Consider the following 14,633-nt stretch of genomic DNA (forward strand, 5'->3'; position numbering starts at 1 on the left):
TTAGATGGCGGTGGGGATCGCGACAGAAGCGCAGGTTGGGTTGCCGGTGACTAGCGTTCGTTAGATGGCGGTGGGGATCGCAGCTGAAGCGCACGTTGGGTTGCCGGTGACTAGCGTCCGCTAACTCATGGCCGGTGCGCTGTTTGAGCTGTAAGCCAATCGGACACCGACAACCAACCGCTCCCCTCTACGCCGTCAACGGCAGCGTAACCATAACTCTCGTGCCGACGCCGAGCTTGCTCTCCACCCGAATCTTGCCGCCGTGGCGCTCGACAATCCATTTGGCGATGGCAAGGCCGAGGCCGGTGCCGCCTTCCTGGCGGGTGCGCGCCTTGTCGGCGCGATAGAACCGATCGAACACGTGCGGCAGATGATCCGCTGCAATGCCGATGCCAGTGTCTTCTACCTCAAGCACCGCAGTATGGGCGAGCTTGCGGCAGATGACACGAACGACGCCGCCCTCCGGCGTGTACTTAATTGCATTATCCAGCAGCACCGTTAGCAGCTGGTGCAGCCGCTCCTCGTCAGCCGTCATCGGCACAGTAGCTTCCGCTTCGCCATGAAGGATGATCTCCTTGACTTCAGCGAGCATTTGCATCTTGCTGACGCTATCCTGCACAATCCGGTCAAGCTGAACCGACCGCTTATCGAGCTCCAGCTGGTTCGAATCCGACCGCGCGAGCGTAAGCAAGCCGCCGACCAGCTTGCTCATGCGCCGCGTTTCCTGCAGCACCACGGAAATATGCTTGCTGTCCTGCTCGATCGTATGATCGGGATGGCGCAGCATCAGCTCCCCATGTGCTTGAATAACAGACAGCGGCGTGCGCAGCTCATGCGAAGCATCGGAGACGAACTGCTGCTGCCTCTCCAGCGAGAGCCGAATCGGAATGAGCGCTCGATTCGCCAGATAATAGCCGGCAGCAACGGCAACGAGCAGGCCGACAAACCCGCCCAGAAGCAAAATCAACCTTAGCCGGTGAAGCATACTGGTCTCCGCAGAAATATTCGTAAGCAGCTGCAGCTTCGCAATCTGATACTCGCTGTCGTTCCTGATTACTACAGGTATATCCGCGTCGCTGCCTTTCGTATAGACGCGGTAATACTGATCGCCGACTTTGACGGTCATCAGAGCTTTGGCGAGCTTGTCCGGCTGAAGCTTCAGCAGCTGGTCCTCCCCGATAATCTCGTTCGCCGGCATCTGGAGCGGCTCGTTATCCTTGGACCAGAAGAGTTGGATAACCGGCCTGTCCATCTGATTGACCTCATAGAGAACTGCAGTCTGCGAGGGCATCGCCGTCTGCGTCAAAAGCATTTTATTGCTTACTCCGGTCAGTGACCGATCGATCTGAGACATGAGCATATCCTTCATCACAAAAAACACAGATGCATTCAAAGTGATAAGAATAACGGACAACACAGCGGCATTGCGGATGGTAAGCTGGATGCGGGTACGATTGAACATTACGCTCTCTCCTTCAGCATATATCCGACGCCGCGAATCGTATGGATGCAGCGGTCATAGCCCGAGGGAGCCAGCTTCTTGCGCAGATAATGCACATAAACGTCAACGACACCGATTCCCGCATCCGAATCAATGCCCCATACGCGGTCAAGCAGCTGCTCTTTGGTAAGAATCTGCTCCCTGTTGAGCAGCAGAAACTCCATGAGCTCGAACTCTTTGGCCGTCAGCTTAAGCGGTTCTCCGCCTACATACCCTTCCATCGCCTGGCATTTCACAGTAATGCCGCCGTAATTCAGTTCCCCATCCGGAGCGCCGCGCAATTGCCTGCGCATGAGCACGCGAATCCGCGCGAGCAATTCGGGCGTCGCGAAGGGTTTAATCATATAATCATCGGCGCCTGCATCGAGCCCCAGGACCCGGTCTTCCACGCTGTCTTTTGCCGTGAGGAGCAGAATTGGCAGTGTGATTCCTTTGGCTCGCAGCGAATTGAGGACGGTCAGACCATCCATCCCAGGCAGCATAATATCAAGCACAACCAGATCGTGGATGCGCTGCTCGGCTAGGTACAGCCCTTCGAGGCCATTGTCCGCCTCATCGACCTGGTAAGCCTCTTCTCTTAACACCATCGCTATCGCATCGCGCAGCGGGCGGTCATCTTCCACTATTAAAATTCGCAAATTGCCATGCCCCTTCTTCTAACGGCCATATTTCCATTGGTCCAATTGTACATGGCGAACCTTAAGAAAGGGTTAAAGAATAGGCGGCGAGGCGTAGTTTTGTAGTTCTATCAAGCTCTGGTAAGTTCTGCTAGTCTAGCTAAACCAATTGGCGAAGTAGCTCCTTCAGCTCTATGCCTTCGAAGCCATCCAGCATCACATCGGCCTGCGACAGGTTCATCTGTGCAGTCACCGGATTCGGCACGGCAATTGCCCGCAAGCGCGCAAGCTTAGCCGCCGTTAGCCCGTTCAGCGAATCTTCAACTGCCACCGCTTCGTCCGCATTCACGCCGAGCCGCTCCAAGGCGAGTAGATACAAGGCCGGGTCCGGTTTCGCTCGCAGCACATCGTCTCTTGTACAGATGACCTCGAAGTATTCCGCAATGCCCTGCTCTTGCAAATGCCGATTAATCCATACGCGATCCGAGCTTGATGCAAGGCCGATACGCAGACCGAGCCGCCGCGCTTCATCCAAGATTTCTAGTACACCCGGCCGCAGCGTCGCGCTATGCAGTTCCTCGTCATGCAGTTGGTCAAAATGCTTTTTCAACTGATCACGGTCAAGCGGTCTGCCTGCCAGCTCCTGCAAATGGTCGTAAGGGTCGAATGGACTGTTCACCGTTCCGATACAGATCGCCCACTTCTCGAGCGCGAGCTCTTGCCCGTAGTGCTTGTACACTTTACATATGGCGTCATAGGCGCAAGTTTCCGTATCCATCAGCGTACCGTCAAAATCAAAAATAATCGCTTTTATCGTCATCTTCTTCATCCCCTCTAATGGTTATAAACAAATAAAAAAAACCGTCAGTTTCCATAATACTCCTGACGGCTCCTATTCACTACAGCAGGAAGAACCCTTCCTCCTGTAAGTATTGTTCTGCCTCTTCGTAAGTTTCAAGCACCATCTCTAAGCTCGCACCAGCGTACACATACCAGAGATCGTCTTCGCGACGCAAAATCAGTGATTGTCTATCCGGTCCATACCATGTCGATGAAGACACTTCGCTCCTGCCGCGCGGCACATTCGCCGCTTCTCTAACTGATCGCTCGTTCCATTCCGGCTTCCGGTAGGAGAGCGACCTTATGGACTCTTCTACCAGCCTGCGGAACGCGTCCGCTTCATAGCTGCGAACGTTAACAAACCCCTTGTCATCGGTATCATAACCTTCCAGGTTGCCGGCGTAGATGAAGCCGTTTCCGTTCGGGTGAAGGTGAAACGCAACATTTTTCTTCTCATACAGACTCTCTTCATACTGATAATTGACACGGCCTAGTGACACGTCCTTCCGCTTGAGCTCAGGAAAGGACTCCAAAATCGAAATCTTCTGGTCGAAGCTGAGCATAATCGCCTCCGGATAATGGAAATAGTTGCTGTGATTATAACACAGCGGTGCAGCAACTCCAAAGCTCACATGAGCTGGAAGAGTTCTGATACGACATTTTATGTTGCGACGGCTATTTCCTAGTACTTGCACCTAAAAAAATTCACAATATTCCATGCCATTAATGGACAGAATAGGAAAGATATTGCGAGGCAGCACCCATCCCAAGTAAAGGTGGCAAAATGTGATGATAAACCGAGACACCCACGATGAGTATGACGAGTTCTACAACAAGACCTCCAACACAGCCGCAGGCATAAACACGCCGCGTGATCACGAAAGCTCCGGGCCGCTGGACATGCTGAGCGATGCGGTAGAGGAAATCGTCGATAACGTGCAGCATTCCTTCGGCAGCCATGACCCGGATGAGCATGTGTACCGGAATTATTCGGATCGGCATTCGTTCTGACCGAGCAGCATTTATCTGAATAAGTGAAAGGAGCATCTCCAGCCGGAGACGCTCCTTTTCTTTGTTTACAAGGGCAACAGCTTAACAGCAGCCTGTTTGCCGCTCAGCTGGATGCCTGTCTCCTTCTTGCCGCTGCCGGCAAGTTCCTTCACCAGTTGCTCCAGCAATTCCTTCGCCTTGGGGCCTTCTTTGCCTTGGATGCGAACGACGAGATCGACCGCATTGCCTGAGGCGAGCAGCTTCTCGCACTGGCGCAGCTTCGTGTCGTAGTCGTGATCTTCGATGTGCGGCGTCAACCGGATCTCCTTCGCCTTCAGCGGCTGATCCTTCTTCTTCTCCTCGCGCTTCTGCGTTGATGCGTCCTGCTTCGCAGATCCTTTGCTAATCAGCTTGCACGGCGGCGGGCTGCTCATAAGCGATGTGCAAACGAGATCTACCTTGTGCTGCTTCGCGAGCGCAAGCGCCTCCTCCCGCGTGACGACGCCGAGATCCTCGCCGTTTATTCCGGTTAACTGTACTTCCGATGCTTTAATCTGCTCATTGACGATCATGCTAGTAACCGCTCCTTCTTCCCATTTTGTTGCTTCATAGCGCTATTATCGCATAAAGAATGGCTTGTTCGCCATATAACAGATTTGTTATAATAATAACAGAAACGTTATAAAACGCCTGCGAGTGGGCATAAAGATAATGACGAAAGGAAAAGGCATCCTAGTGTATGAAATTATCTTCACTCAAGAGGTCGAACATTTTTACACTGTTTTAGAAAGACGAAAATCTACCGGCGACAAAACCGCTAGAATCTTGCTTGAGAAACTTGACTACATTTTCGCTCGTGTCTCCATTCAGGGCACTAGAGCCGGGGCAAACTTTATCAAGCATCTGCAAGGGCCAGAAAACTACAACCTCTACGAGCTCCGGCCACAAGACGAACGCATTTTCTGCTGTATGTGGAATGGCCATCATTTTGTATTACTCTCACATTATACCAAGGATAGCAACCAAACCGATCGTTTGGAACTCGCGCGCGCCCGTCGACTGCGCGACGAATGGATAAAGAACAACCCGGTAACTCTCAGCCTACCCAAAAAGAAACGGAGATGAAGCGACATGAGAACTTGGAACGACATGGTTAATGATATGGACCCTGCGCGTCGAATGGAAGTCGAACTCATCCGTGCAAAGGCTCGGATGGTAGCCGAACTGATTGAACTTCGTGAATCTAAAGGATGGACGCAGGCGCAGCTAGGCGAGATTGCGGGCATGAAACAATCCGCCATTGCACGATTTGAAGGAGGTACGACCGCCCCTTCTATTGAAACGATCTTGAGAATCGCCATCGCGCTTGGTGTACAACTGAGTTTCACCGACAACCCAATGGAAAACGAAGAAGCCGCTGCAAGGGAGGAAGAGGTCTTCGCATAAAAAGCTCGGTCAGGTCAAATTCACCCGAAAGATATTCACTTTTTATAAGTGCTGTCTTTCAGATTTTGTTTTCTCAAAAAGGACACCTTCACTGGTGTCCTTAGTCATGCACTATTGGAATGCCGCTAACGGATTCCAGAAGCCTTATTGGGCACAAATCGCTCGTTTCTGGAATGTAACGGATCTCAGAGACGCTATTCCGTTGAAATCGGCCTCAATCAGCTGCAAACGCGGCAAATAGCGCTTCTGGAGTCCGTTACATTTTTTTGAGCGCTGAATTTGGATCAATAAGGCGTATAGGATCCGTTAGCCTAGCGAGCGCGAGCAGCTCCAGCCGGCCGGCAGCAGTCAATGCTCAATAAAACTTCAGCACCGATCCCCAGTTCCATTGCTCATAGAAATTGTCGCCGATATCGATGCCCTTGATCCACACGCTTGCTTTCTTCCCGATCTTGTCCTGCGACGCGAGCATCACGTCGGCCTTGGTCTTGTTCGACCGCACCCAAGCGAGGCCATTAGCGCCAAGCGACACAGGCTGATAATCCCCCGCCTCGGTGCTGCTTCTCGTGATCCGCTTCTGCTGCCCGCCGCCGAGCGTCACGTTCACCAGATTCGGATAAGGCCGCTGCGCCGGATTGCTGATATCTCCGCTCGCTTTCGCACGCTGCACGACGATATCGCTCCTCGTAAGCCATGTGAAATTCTGATCCACATAGCCCGCTGGCGTATATGACGGGCCTGGCCGGAACGCAGGCGCTACGGCGACTTTCAGCTGCTTGTTCGAGATTGCCTCCCGCCCAATGCCGCTTATATAGGCCAGCGAGTCCGTCTGTGCCGGCCATTCGAACCAGTTCGCATTGTTCACCATCATATCAACAGGCTTCAGCTGCTTGCCATCAGCCGACAGCACGCATAACGTATTGCCGTCCGCGGACAAGGACGCCGTCGGCGTCGCGAGGAACGCGATCCACTTGCCGCTTGCCGACCACTTGAATGTGCTCGTGCCTACGACGACCTGATCGTTCAGCTTGGCAGGCAGCACCGCAAGCGGCTTCGCTGGCGCTCCTCCCGCGGCAGATCCGCTCGGCAGCATAACTTCTACTAACCGCACCGGCGTCCAATTGCCGTCAGGTAATAGGTGAGCCGCTGTCGATACAAGGAAGCCATTGCCACTCGGCTGCCATGCATAGTTCCCGATGTCGCCTACCGTTCCAGTCACTTCAACCGGCTTCGAGGATTCTGCCGTACCGACGACATACAGCCGCTGATTCTGCACGAAGGCAAGCAGTCCGCGGTTCGGGGACCATGCGTAGCGACCTCCGTCTGCATTCGCGGCTACGAGCCTGCTCTTGCCTGAAGCCACATTCACCATCCACAGGTCCTGCTGATTCTCTCCTTTTGTAAAAGCGAGCCATGCCCCATCTGCCGACCATTTCGGTCCATGCACCTGGTTCGCTTCCGTCAACCGCTTCTCGCCGCTGCCGTCGACCTTCACCCACAGCGCACCGCCTCGAACGAAGGCTGCCATGAGCGGCTTCTTCGGCAACGGCTCAGCCGACTTCGCCTCTGCTACCCCGCCGAAGAAGACAACAGCCGCAAACAGCAGCATCGCCGGCAGCAAGCTCCTCCTCAATCTTTCCCATATTCGTATACTCGCTTGATTGTTTCCGTTTCTCATTATTACCCTCCACCCTCAAATAAACAGCCTCACATAGTATGGGCGGATTTTCCAATCGCTATGAATACAAAAAAAAGACAGCCACCCCAAGAGCCAAGGGCGACCGTCATATTCTTATTCCTATTCCTTCTTCCTATCTATTCTGCAGCCAGCTGTTTTATGAGAGGCTTCAGCCAATCATTCAATTCCTTAAACATGTAGCCCGCAGCTTCTGCCTTCGCGGTACTCATATACCACGGCTCGGGAACGCCAAACGGCGAATCATGCTGCTTGTCCGTCTCGAGAGCAAGGAATGCTTGCTTCCCGGTTGCTTCTTCGATGAGCGCTACGATGCCGCCTGGCGAAATTTCACCTTTGGAGCAAGCATTAAATGACCCTACCGCTTCTGATCGACCCAGCCAGTCGAGGAAAGCCGCAGCCTCGTCGGCATCGATGAACGACATCAGCGCCTCGGTATTCGGCATGCCAATCGGCAGCTCCTGCTGCACATGCTCGACATGAAAATGCAGTCGCCGTGTGTAGTCATCCGCACCCAGTACGATCGGGAAACGCACCGCCGCTACGGGGAAGGATGCCTTTTGCAAGAAGATGGCTTCGACCAGACGTTTGCCTTCGCCATAATTGATATCGTGCGGGTACGGATGAGGCACCGTATATTCCATTGCGTTGAAGAAATCCTCCGTCTTGCGCGGCTCTCCGAATGGATACACGCTCAGCGTGGACGTGACGATGTATTTGCCCGTCTTGCCCGCGAACAGCTTCACCGCCTCCTCGGCTTCCTTCGGCATAAAGCAAATGTTGTCGTACACCACATCATAAGAGACATCGCGGATAGCCTCCTCCAGCGCAGCCGCATTCGTACGGTCCAGCTGCAGATGCTTCACTTGCTCACCGAACGGATTAGACAACCCGCCTCTTGTCACAATCGTGACCTGATCGCCAGCTTGCAGCAGCCGCTCGACCAGCTTCTTCCCGAAAAATCGTGTACCGCCCAGCACCAGCACATTGCGCATCAGCCAATCTCTCCTTTGTCACAAAGCTTGTCTATGTATCTATCTTGCCATATTCCATAGCTGAGAAGCAAAAATCACCCATTCCGTAAGAATGGATGATTTCAAAAATAGGACTACATATTTAGCGTTCGATGATGCGGCTTCTGTTCAATCACCTGAACCGAATTCGTAATTTCCCTTAGCACATCCGAAACCTGCTGCGGGTTCATATAGTGAGCCTTAATGTAGGCTTCGCCCTCCTGGCTGGAGGTGTAATGCGTAGGGAGATGATTCAAGGTCAGCAGCAAAATATCAAGCTTGCAGTTGTCACAATTACAGTTGAGCACACCTGGCTTAACAAAATGCTCTTCTATAATATCAACCACGATTGGCTCCATCGCATTCATTACTCTCAAGTGACCCGAATAGTTCATGTGCCCACTCCAATACTTCTCTATACTGCCAATTATACTGGATTTCATTGGAATGTGAAGTACATTTTAGTAGGTCTTAGGACACCTTTCCCCACATCGAAATCCTTACACCACTTCGCCTTGCTGAACCGCCGCTTCAATGCCTTGACGTTCCAGCGCTGCAAGCTGCTCCAGCAGCATGATAGCGCTAAGCTGCGTGCTCAGCGTTACGCGCTCCGCCGGTTGCGCTCCCCATTGCGTATGGAATACGCTGCGGTCCGCGTCACGCCCGAGCGACCAAAGCGCTGCTCCGTTCCGCGCAAGGAGCGGCGCTGCCGAGCTATGCTCCGGCGCTTCCTTCGCCAGCTCGCCAAGGTAGCGGACAAGGATGCCCTTGAACAACCCGCCGTCTCCGTCTCCTTCATCCGGCAGCAAGCCGCTTATCGGATCGGTCAACTCCTGCTCAGCCGCATCGGCTGTACGCAGCGCATCCTCCAAGTAAGTGCGATCCCCCGTAATCCGGAACAGCTCTACGCCTGAACCAATGTACACGCCTTGGCAGTAGGTGAATTTCCACTCCTTATCGATCTGCCCGTCACCTACACGGTTCATGCCGTCCCACACAAAGCCATTGTCCGGATTCACGAGGTGACTCTTCAGCCAGTCGTAGATGCGTATCGCCCAGTCGAGGTCTTCCTGACGACCGAACTGCTGATACAACCTTGCCGCCAAAATAATAGCAGGCCCGTTCGCAGGCGTATTCTTATAATCAAGCTGCGGCTTCTGCCAGGCAATGCCTCCGCCCATGGCGTCGTTCCAGCCGGTCTTAATATCTTCCCATAACACGAGCACAGCTTCCTTGTATCGTTCCACGCCAAGCGCCCCATAAGCTCTTAACCAAGCGATGGCCATCCATTCCATGTCATCGTACAGCTCGTTCGGGAAGGCGCCGCCGTTACGCGCGAGCAGGCCGTCATAGATTTCCTCCAGCTGCTCGGCATACCTCGCATCCCCTGTCCGGTTATACCCGTCGACAAGCGCATCTACCGCATGCGCCATCCACCAATAGTGAAAGATCGTGTTGCATGCCCCATCCGGGCACGGAATTTCGATATCATACAGACGAATGGACGGATTCCAAAATAAGTCCGACAACGCTTGCTGCGCCTCTTCCGCGCGATTGTTCCATACCTTCATGACCCTCCATGGCCTCCCCTATTTCTATTTCTCTTTCTCTGCCAGCGCCGCTTGTTCGAGCAGCATGACCCCGCTGAGCTCCGTGCTCAGCTGAACGATCTCGTCTGGTGTCTGATCCCATGAATTGCTGAAAAGCGCCTTATCCTCCGCTTTGCCATCTTCCCATAAGGTTGTCGCGTTGGTAAGCAGCATCGTGCGCAGTTCCTTCTGAGAAGGATCGATCTTGATCAGCTCGCCGATATAGCGGACTAGCACTCCTTTGAATAACCCCGCATCATCTCCACCCTCGAAAGGCAGCATATCTGTCGTCGGCGAGAGGAAATCCTTCTTCAAATTCGCAGCTGTCTTACGCGCATCGTCGAGGTACTGCTGATCCTTCGTAATTCGGTACAGCTCCACCCCTGCGCCGATGAACACGCCTTGGCTGTAGGTGAACAGCCAATTCTTGTCGACTGTACCATCGCCTTGACGATTAATACCGTCCCAGACTAGCCCGGTATCGGGGTCTACCAGATTGCTCTTCTCCCAATCGTACAGCTTCTTCGCCCATTCCAGATCAGCGGCAGCCTTCGTTTGATTATATATCCGAGCTGCCAGTATAATCGCAGGCGCATTCGCCGGTGTATTCTTGTAGTCGAGCTGCTCCTTGCGCCATGCAATTCCACCGCCCAGCGTATCATTCCAGCCGGTCTGAATGTCCTGCCACAGCGACATCGCAGCCTGCTGATACCGTTCATCGCCGGTCGCATCGTAGGCACGCAGCCACGCGAGCGCCATCCATTCCATATCGTCGTAATAATCGTTGATGAAGTCTCCTCCGTTGCGTCCAAGCAAACCTTGATGCAGCTTATCCAGCTGCTTCACATACTGCATATCGCCTGTCCGCTCGTAACCGTCGGTAAGCACATCGACCGCGTGCGCTAACCACCAATAATTGAACGGATTGTCACACTGCTGATCGATGCACGGTACTGCATTGTTGAATAAGCCTCGATCCTCGTTCCAGAATGAACTCATCAACTCCTTCTGCGCAAGATCAGCCCGCTCGCTCCATATGGATGGAGCGGTCTTTTGATCCGTTTGTTGCGTTGCTTGTTGAGCAGTTTGTTGCGTTGTTTTTGGAGTGCTTCCTGCTGTTTCTTCAGCGCCGCCGAAGCCCCATTGCCAGACAGACAGCCCAGAGATCACCGCTACCGCCACAGCAGCCGTAATCAGTATGCTTCTACGTTTCATCTTGCTGCTCACCAACTTTCTTATGCGAGAGGATGCCGCAGCCTCGCTCCTGCTCCTGCTTCGAGTGAAGCTGCGGCGTCCGCCACTTCCTTATAAGCCTGAAATTTTATCCACGTTCACATAGTTGCTGTTGCCCTTGCTGCTATCAAACCCGATGATTACTTTGTTATAGCCTGCGTTCAAGTTCAGATTGACTGTCACCGTGCTCCATGTGCCCCAGCTGCCTGTGCCTGGGAAGCTCAGATTGTTCGCAACAACGGTTCCATTCACGGAGACATACCTGCTCGAATTGCCTGCGCCGCCTGCATAGCGAATTGTCACTGTACGGGTGCTTGCCGAATTCTGATTGACGTTGAACGTAATCGTGCCTGCTGAATTCCAGCCTGCCAAGTAGCCGCGTCCCGTATAGCCCGCCTGCGTGCTCTCCGATATAATCGTGCCGCTCTTCAGCGCATTCTCCGCTTCATACGTACCGTTGCCTGCAATGTTGCCCGTGTAGTTGTCTGCCGGCGTGAACTGCAGAATCGACGCGCCAGCCGCAGCCGCGATGCTCTGCACGAAGCCGGTTCCTGTCGGTCCCGTCCAGTCGCTGCCGATGACGTTATCGCTTGTTCTGCGGTGATTGAACGCTTGCGTCGCATTCTGCTGCAGGAAGTTCAAGTAAGTCGCATTGCCTGTCGCGATGCGGAGCTTATTCAGGTTGCGGGCAAAAACCATTTTGAACCCGGCTCCGTCATCTTCACCCTCATACAGCAGCGAGTAAGACAATGTCATGTTGTTAATGACATAATTGGCTGCGTTGTTGGCATCGGTCAGATAGCTGCTCGTGCCTGTCGCCTGATACAGAGCAAGCGCTGCGCCGAGGAATGTCCCATAGTTATACGTGAAATCCCAGTTGATGATCGTCCCGCTTCCGCTGCCCTCGACGTGGTCATTCACCTTGCTGCCGCTGACGAGCTTGCTCTTGACCCAGGAATAGATCGTCGTCGCTTTCGTCAGATACGCGTTGTCTCCCGTCGCGTTCTTCAGCTTGATCGCAGTCATGACCATCGGCGCGTTCGTCGCTATGTTCTTCTGCGGTGATGTACCGTCGCGCTTCCACCAGATGCCGCCGCCATATGTGCTGTCGTAGAAGGAATAGATCTGATCGAAGAGGAACGATGCCCGATTGCGGTATTCCGCCGTACCCGTTATCTCGTAAGCCCGCATGCAAGCGAGCGCCCACCAGCCCAAATCATCATTGAAGTCATTCGTCATCATATCGGTATACTTGGCGTTGAAACCTGTATAAATATCATCAATCATCGTACGGTACGTGCTGCTTCCAGTCCGTTCATAGGCATCCATCACCGTCTCCCACAGCTGTGCTTCCCACCAGAAATCGGTGTATAAGCCGCCGTTCGGACCAGATGCATGAGTATGTATGGCATGATCGCTATTCGTGTAGAAATATTTTGCCGTGGAGTCATAGAAGGTGTTCACAAAGCCATTCATCGCCGTATCCGCATTCGCCGTGGTAAAGGCATCTGCTTTATGGCCTCCGCCAACCGCTGGAATTAACAGAGCAGCCGCCAGCAGAACAACAGCCGCCTTCTTGCCAAACTTCCATACCGATTTCATCGCATACGCTCCTCATCCTTGTGGTTTGTCATTCCAACAAGCACCAATGTGACCCTGGCACGCCGTAAGCGCGTGATCAGATTTCGTTCACCTCCTTCGCTTAGTTAACTTTGAACGCAGTGGAATGCAGATTCATGAAAGTTAAGCAGGCATTGCAAGCAGAAGAGAGATAAGCATGTCGAGCGTGACCAACTTAGGCGCCAGAAGAAGAGGAAAGATGTACAAATCGAGGAATAGGGAACGGAAATTGTGAAGCGCTTACAATAATTCTATGGCGATAAACTTAGTATGTCAATATGGTTTTACATAACATATTCAGTTTATTGTATACCAATTATAGTAGTTGGTATATTAATAGAAAAAAGCCCTCTGACACGCTTAACGTAGCGCTTCAAAGGGCTGGCTAGTCTATTCAAAACTTAAATCGCAACTTGCTGCTGTTACTAGGGCTTCCGTAGTTTCATAGGCCCCGTTGACTTCCCCAGCATCAGCGTCGCATCCAGCAGCGTCTTGCTTGGAAGCGTCTCGCCTGCCCGCAGCTTCAAGACGTTCTCGAAGGCGATCCGCCCCATATCAAACTGATTCTGCTTCATATGGGTAAGCGGGAACGCGCCGTTAATTTCCGGACTGTCGAAGCAAATAATCGACAGATCCTCCGGCACTTTCAACCCTAGCTCATTCGCTGCGCGCTGCGCCAGCTGCGCAATGTTGTACTCGGTCGCGAATATCGCTGTAATTTGCGGATAATCACGCAGGCGGCTGACAATCTTCTCGACATCGCGCACCCGATTCTCCTCTGCGTTGCCCTGCGGCAGTGCAGAGGTAATGTCTTCGATCCACAGCTCGCGGTCGACCATAACGCCTCTCTCCGCATGCGCTTGGATGAAGCCTTCAATTCGTTCTTCAATTGCTGTCGTATCCATCGGCGGAGGCGTCAGGAACGCGATTGACTTGTGTCCAAGCCCGAACAAGTAGTTCGTCCCCTCGATCGCCGCTCTCGCGTTGTCCGTGCTGATGGAGCCTGCGGATATCCCTTTCAGATGGCGGTCAATTAGCACGAACGGGAATTTCATAATCGCGAGCTTCAGAATCTCTGCATTGAAATATTCCCCTTGCGCCGGAAAAATAATAAGGCCGTCGACCCCGAGCTCCAGAAGCCCTTGAATCGCCTGCTCCTCATACGCCGGAATGCCGAAGGAGCGGCGCAGCACGAGATAGCTGTCATTCGCGCGGGATGCCTCCTCCATGCCATAAATTAGCGCAGTGCCGTAGCTGTCGGCGAAATCGGTAATGACGAGACCAATCAGCAGCTTCCCACCTGAATGGCGCGGCTGCTTGTGCTGCAGTCCAGTGCCGCTCGCTGCTTTGGCCGCCGACTTCATATGAGGCTCCGCCACAAAGGAACCTCGTCCCGGCTGGCGGACGATGTAGCCTTCACTTGCCAGCATTTCCAGCGCTTTCTTGCTCGTTATGCGGCTGACTCCGTGCTCGTCGCCAAGCTCCTTCTCGGATGGGACGCGGTCGCCGACCCCATACTTCTTCTCTTCAATTTGATTGCGCAGCTTTTCGAATATTTTCTCATACATCGGTTTCGATCCGGAATCGCCTGACATAAGTGAAGACCTCCATAAACTGATAATGGCTCGCCGCCAGGGCAGCTTCGTAATTACTCTTGTATACCAATATATCATGGTATATATTTCTTTCCAATTGGAAAAATATTACTGGTCTAAATATGAAAAAAAGCTTCCCCCAAGTAGACCATTCTACTTGAAGAAAGCCTTGGTATATATGAAATAACAAGGAATGATTGCTTAAGCTTCAACCGTTGCCAGAAGCTCCTGCTTCAGGAAGGTAATAAACCGGATAGATTCATCGAGCGTAAGCTTCTGGCCATGCTGCGTGAACTGAAATTTCTCTGCGATTTCTTGATCCGATAGATGAAGTTGATTAACAAGCGACTGCACTTCTTTCGTAAGATTCGTCATTCCAATCGCCTCCTCTACTAATCTCATTGGCCTCATTATAGCAGGCGCGTTTCAGATAAATATGAGGAGATTGTAAGCAAATGGTTAGTTTAGAAAATACTTTGAAAATGATGCTAAC

The 14,633-nt window shown here is 52.7% G+C and carries 16 protein-coding genes; 3 read left to right on the top strand and 13 right to left on the bottom strand.

The genetic code is table 11. The annotated features are described in order from the left end of the window. Window positions 1–187 precede the first annotated feature (187 nt). The 4 genes from AC0YNX_RS15030 to AC0YNX_RS15045 all read right to left on the bottom strand — a co-directional run bounded on the left by AC0YNX_RS15030 (window position 188) and on the right by AC0YNX_RS15045 (window position 3,521). Window positions 188–1,462, bottom strand: coding sequence for a sensor histidine kinase (locus AC0YNX_RS15030; RefSeq protein WP_475816492.1), 1,275 nt, complete (start codon window positions 1,460–1,462; stop codon window positions 188–190). Beyond that, window positions 1,462–2,139 carry a response regulator transcription factor gene (locus tag AC0YNX_RS15035; RefSeq protein ID WP_475816493.1) on the bottom strand — a complete coding sequence of 226 codons (678 nt, stop codon included), beginning with the start codon at window positions 2,137–2,139 and terminating at the stop codon, window positions 1,462–1,464. The genes AC0YNX_RS15030 and AC0YNX_RS15035 overlap by 1 nt, the downstream gene beginning before the upstream one ends. Window positions 2,140–2,278: 139 nt before the next feature. After that, window positions 2,279–2,938 carry an HAD family hydrolase gene (locus AC0YNX_RS15040; protein ID WP_475816494.1) on the bottom strand — a complete coding sequence of 220 codons (660 nt, stop codon included), beginning with the start codon at window positions 2,936–2,938 and terminating at the stop codon, window positions 2,279–2,281. Between the two features lie 79 nt (window positions 2,939–3,017). Continuing rightward, window positions 3,018–3,521, bottom strand: a complete 504-nt coding sequence (locus AC0YNX_RS15045; protein ID WP_475816765.1) for a hypothetical protein — start codon at window positions 3,519–3,521, stop codon at window positions 3,018–3,020. Window positions 3,522–3,747: 226 nt separating this feature from the next. Between AC0YNX_RS15045 and AC0YNX_RS15050 the strand changes: the two genes are divergently transcribed. Further along, window positions 3,748–3,969: a hypothetical protein gene (locus tag AC0YNX_RS15050; RefSeq protein ID WP_475816495.1), complete on the top strand. Its 222-nt coding sequence runs from the start codon at window positions 3,748–3,750 to the stop codon at window positions 3,967–3,969. A 65-nt stretch (window positions 3,970–4,034) separates the two neighbouring features. On the opposite strand, the gene infC is transcribed toward AC0YNX_RS15050, so the two are convergent. Further along, a complete protein-coding gene (infC, locus tag AC0YNX_RS15055; RefSeq protein ID WP_475816496.1) occupies window positions 4,035–4,520 on the bottom strand; it encodes a translation initiation factor IF-3 in 486 nt (161 codons plus the stop codon). A 139-nt stretch (window positions 4,521–4,659) separates the two neighbouring features. Here infC and AC0YNX_RS15060 point away from each other — a divergent pair, with 139 nt between their 5' ends. Beyond that, a complete protein-coding gene (locus AC0YNX_RS15060; RefSeq protein ID WP_475816497.1) occupies window positions 4,660–5,073 on the top strand; it encodes a type II toxin-antitoxin system RelE/ParE family toxin in 414 nt (137 codons plus the stop codon). Window positions 5,074–5,079: 6 nt separating this feature from the next. Beyond that, complete coding sequence (locus AC0YNX_RS15065; protein WP_475816498.1) at window positions 5,080–5,394, top strand: helix-turn-helix domain-containing protein; 315 nt, start codon at window positions 5,080–5,082, stop codon at window positions 5,392–5,394. 355 nt (window positions 5,395–5,749) lie between these two features. On the opposite strand, the gene AC0YNX_RS15070 is transcribed toward AC0YNX_RS15065, so the two are convergent. The 8 genes from AC0YNX_RS15070 to AC0YNX_RS15105 form a co-directional block, all read right to left on the bottom strand. Beyond that, window positions 5,750–7,072, bottom strand: coding sequence for a hypothetical protein (locus AC0YNX_RS15070; protein WP_475816499.1), 1,323 nt, complete (start codon window positions 7,070–7,072; stop codon window positions 5,750–5,752). A gap of 137 nt (window positions 7,073–7,209) precedes the next feature. Next, entirely contained in the window at window positions 7,210–8,085 is an 876-nt protein-coding gene (locus tag AC0YNX_RS15075; RefSeq protein WP_475816500.1) for an NAD-dependent epimerase/dehydratase family protein, read from the bottom strand. Window positions 8,086–8,198: 113 nt separating this feature from the next. Next, a complete protein-coding gene (locus AC0YNX_RS15080) occupies window positions 8,199–8,498 on the bottom strand; it encodes a late competence development ComFB family protein (protein ID WP_475816501.1) in 300 nt (99 codons plus the stop codon). A gap of 105 nt (window positions 8,499–8,603) precedes the next feature. Then, window positions 8,604–9,674 carry a glycoside hydrolase family 76 protein gene (locus tag AC0YNX_RS15085; protein WP_475816502.1) on the bottom strand — a complete coding sequence of 357 codons (1,071 nt, stop codon included), beginning with the start codon at window positions 9,672–9,674 and terminating at the stop codon, window positions 8,604–8,606. Between the two features lie 24 nt (window positions 9,675–9,698). Then, window positions 9,699–10,907, bottom strand: a complete 1,209-nt coding sequence (locus tag AC0YNX_RS15090) for a glycoside hydrolase family 76 protein (RefSeq protein ID WP_475816503.1) — start codon at window positions 10,905–10,907, stop codon at window positions 9,699–9,701. Between the two features lie 90 nt (window positions 10,908–10,997). Then, the gene (locus AC0YNX_RS15095; protein WP_475816504.1) at window positions 10,998–12,527 is read right to left on the bottom strand and encodes a glycoside hydrolase family 76 protein; all 1,530 of its coding nucleotides are present in this window, start codon (window positions 12,525–12,527) and stop codon (window positions 10,998–11,000) included. Window positions 12,528–12,970: 443 nt separating this feature from the next. Next, on the bottom strand, window positions 12,971–14,140 hold the full coding sequence (locus AC0YNX_RS15100) for a GntR family transcriptional regulator (RefSeq protein ID WP_475816505.1): 1,170 nt from the start codon (window positions 14,138–14,140) through the stop codon (window positions 12,971–12,973). 201 nt (window positions 14,141–14,341) lie between these two features. After that, window positions 14,342–14,515 carry a hypothetical protein gene (locus tag AC0YNX_RS15105; RefSeq protein ID WP_475816506.1) on the bottom strand — a complete coding sequence of 58 codons (174 nt, stop codon included), beginning with the start codon at window positions 14,513–14,515 and terminating at the stop codon, window positions 14,342–14,344. Window positions 14,516–14,633 lie beyond the last annotated feature (118 nt).

Source organism: Paenibacillus sp. J31R98, from assembly GCF_056269245.1.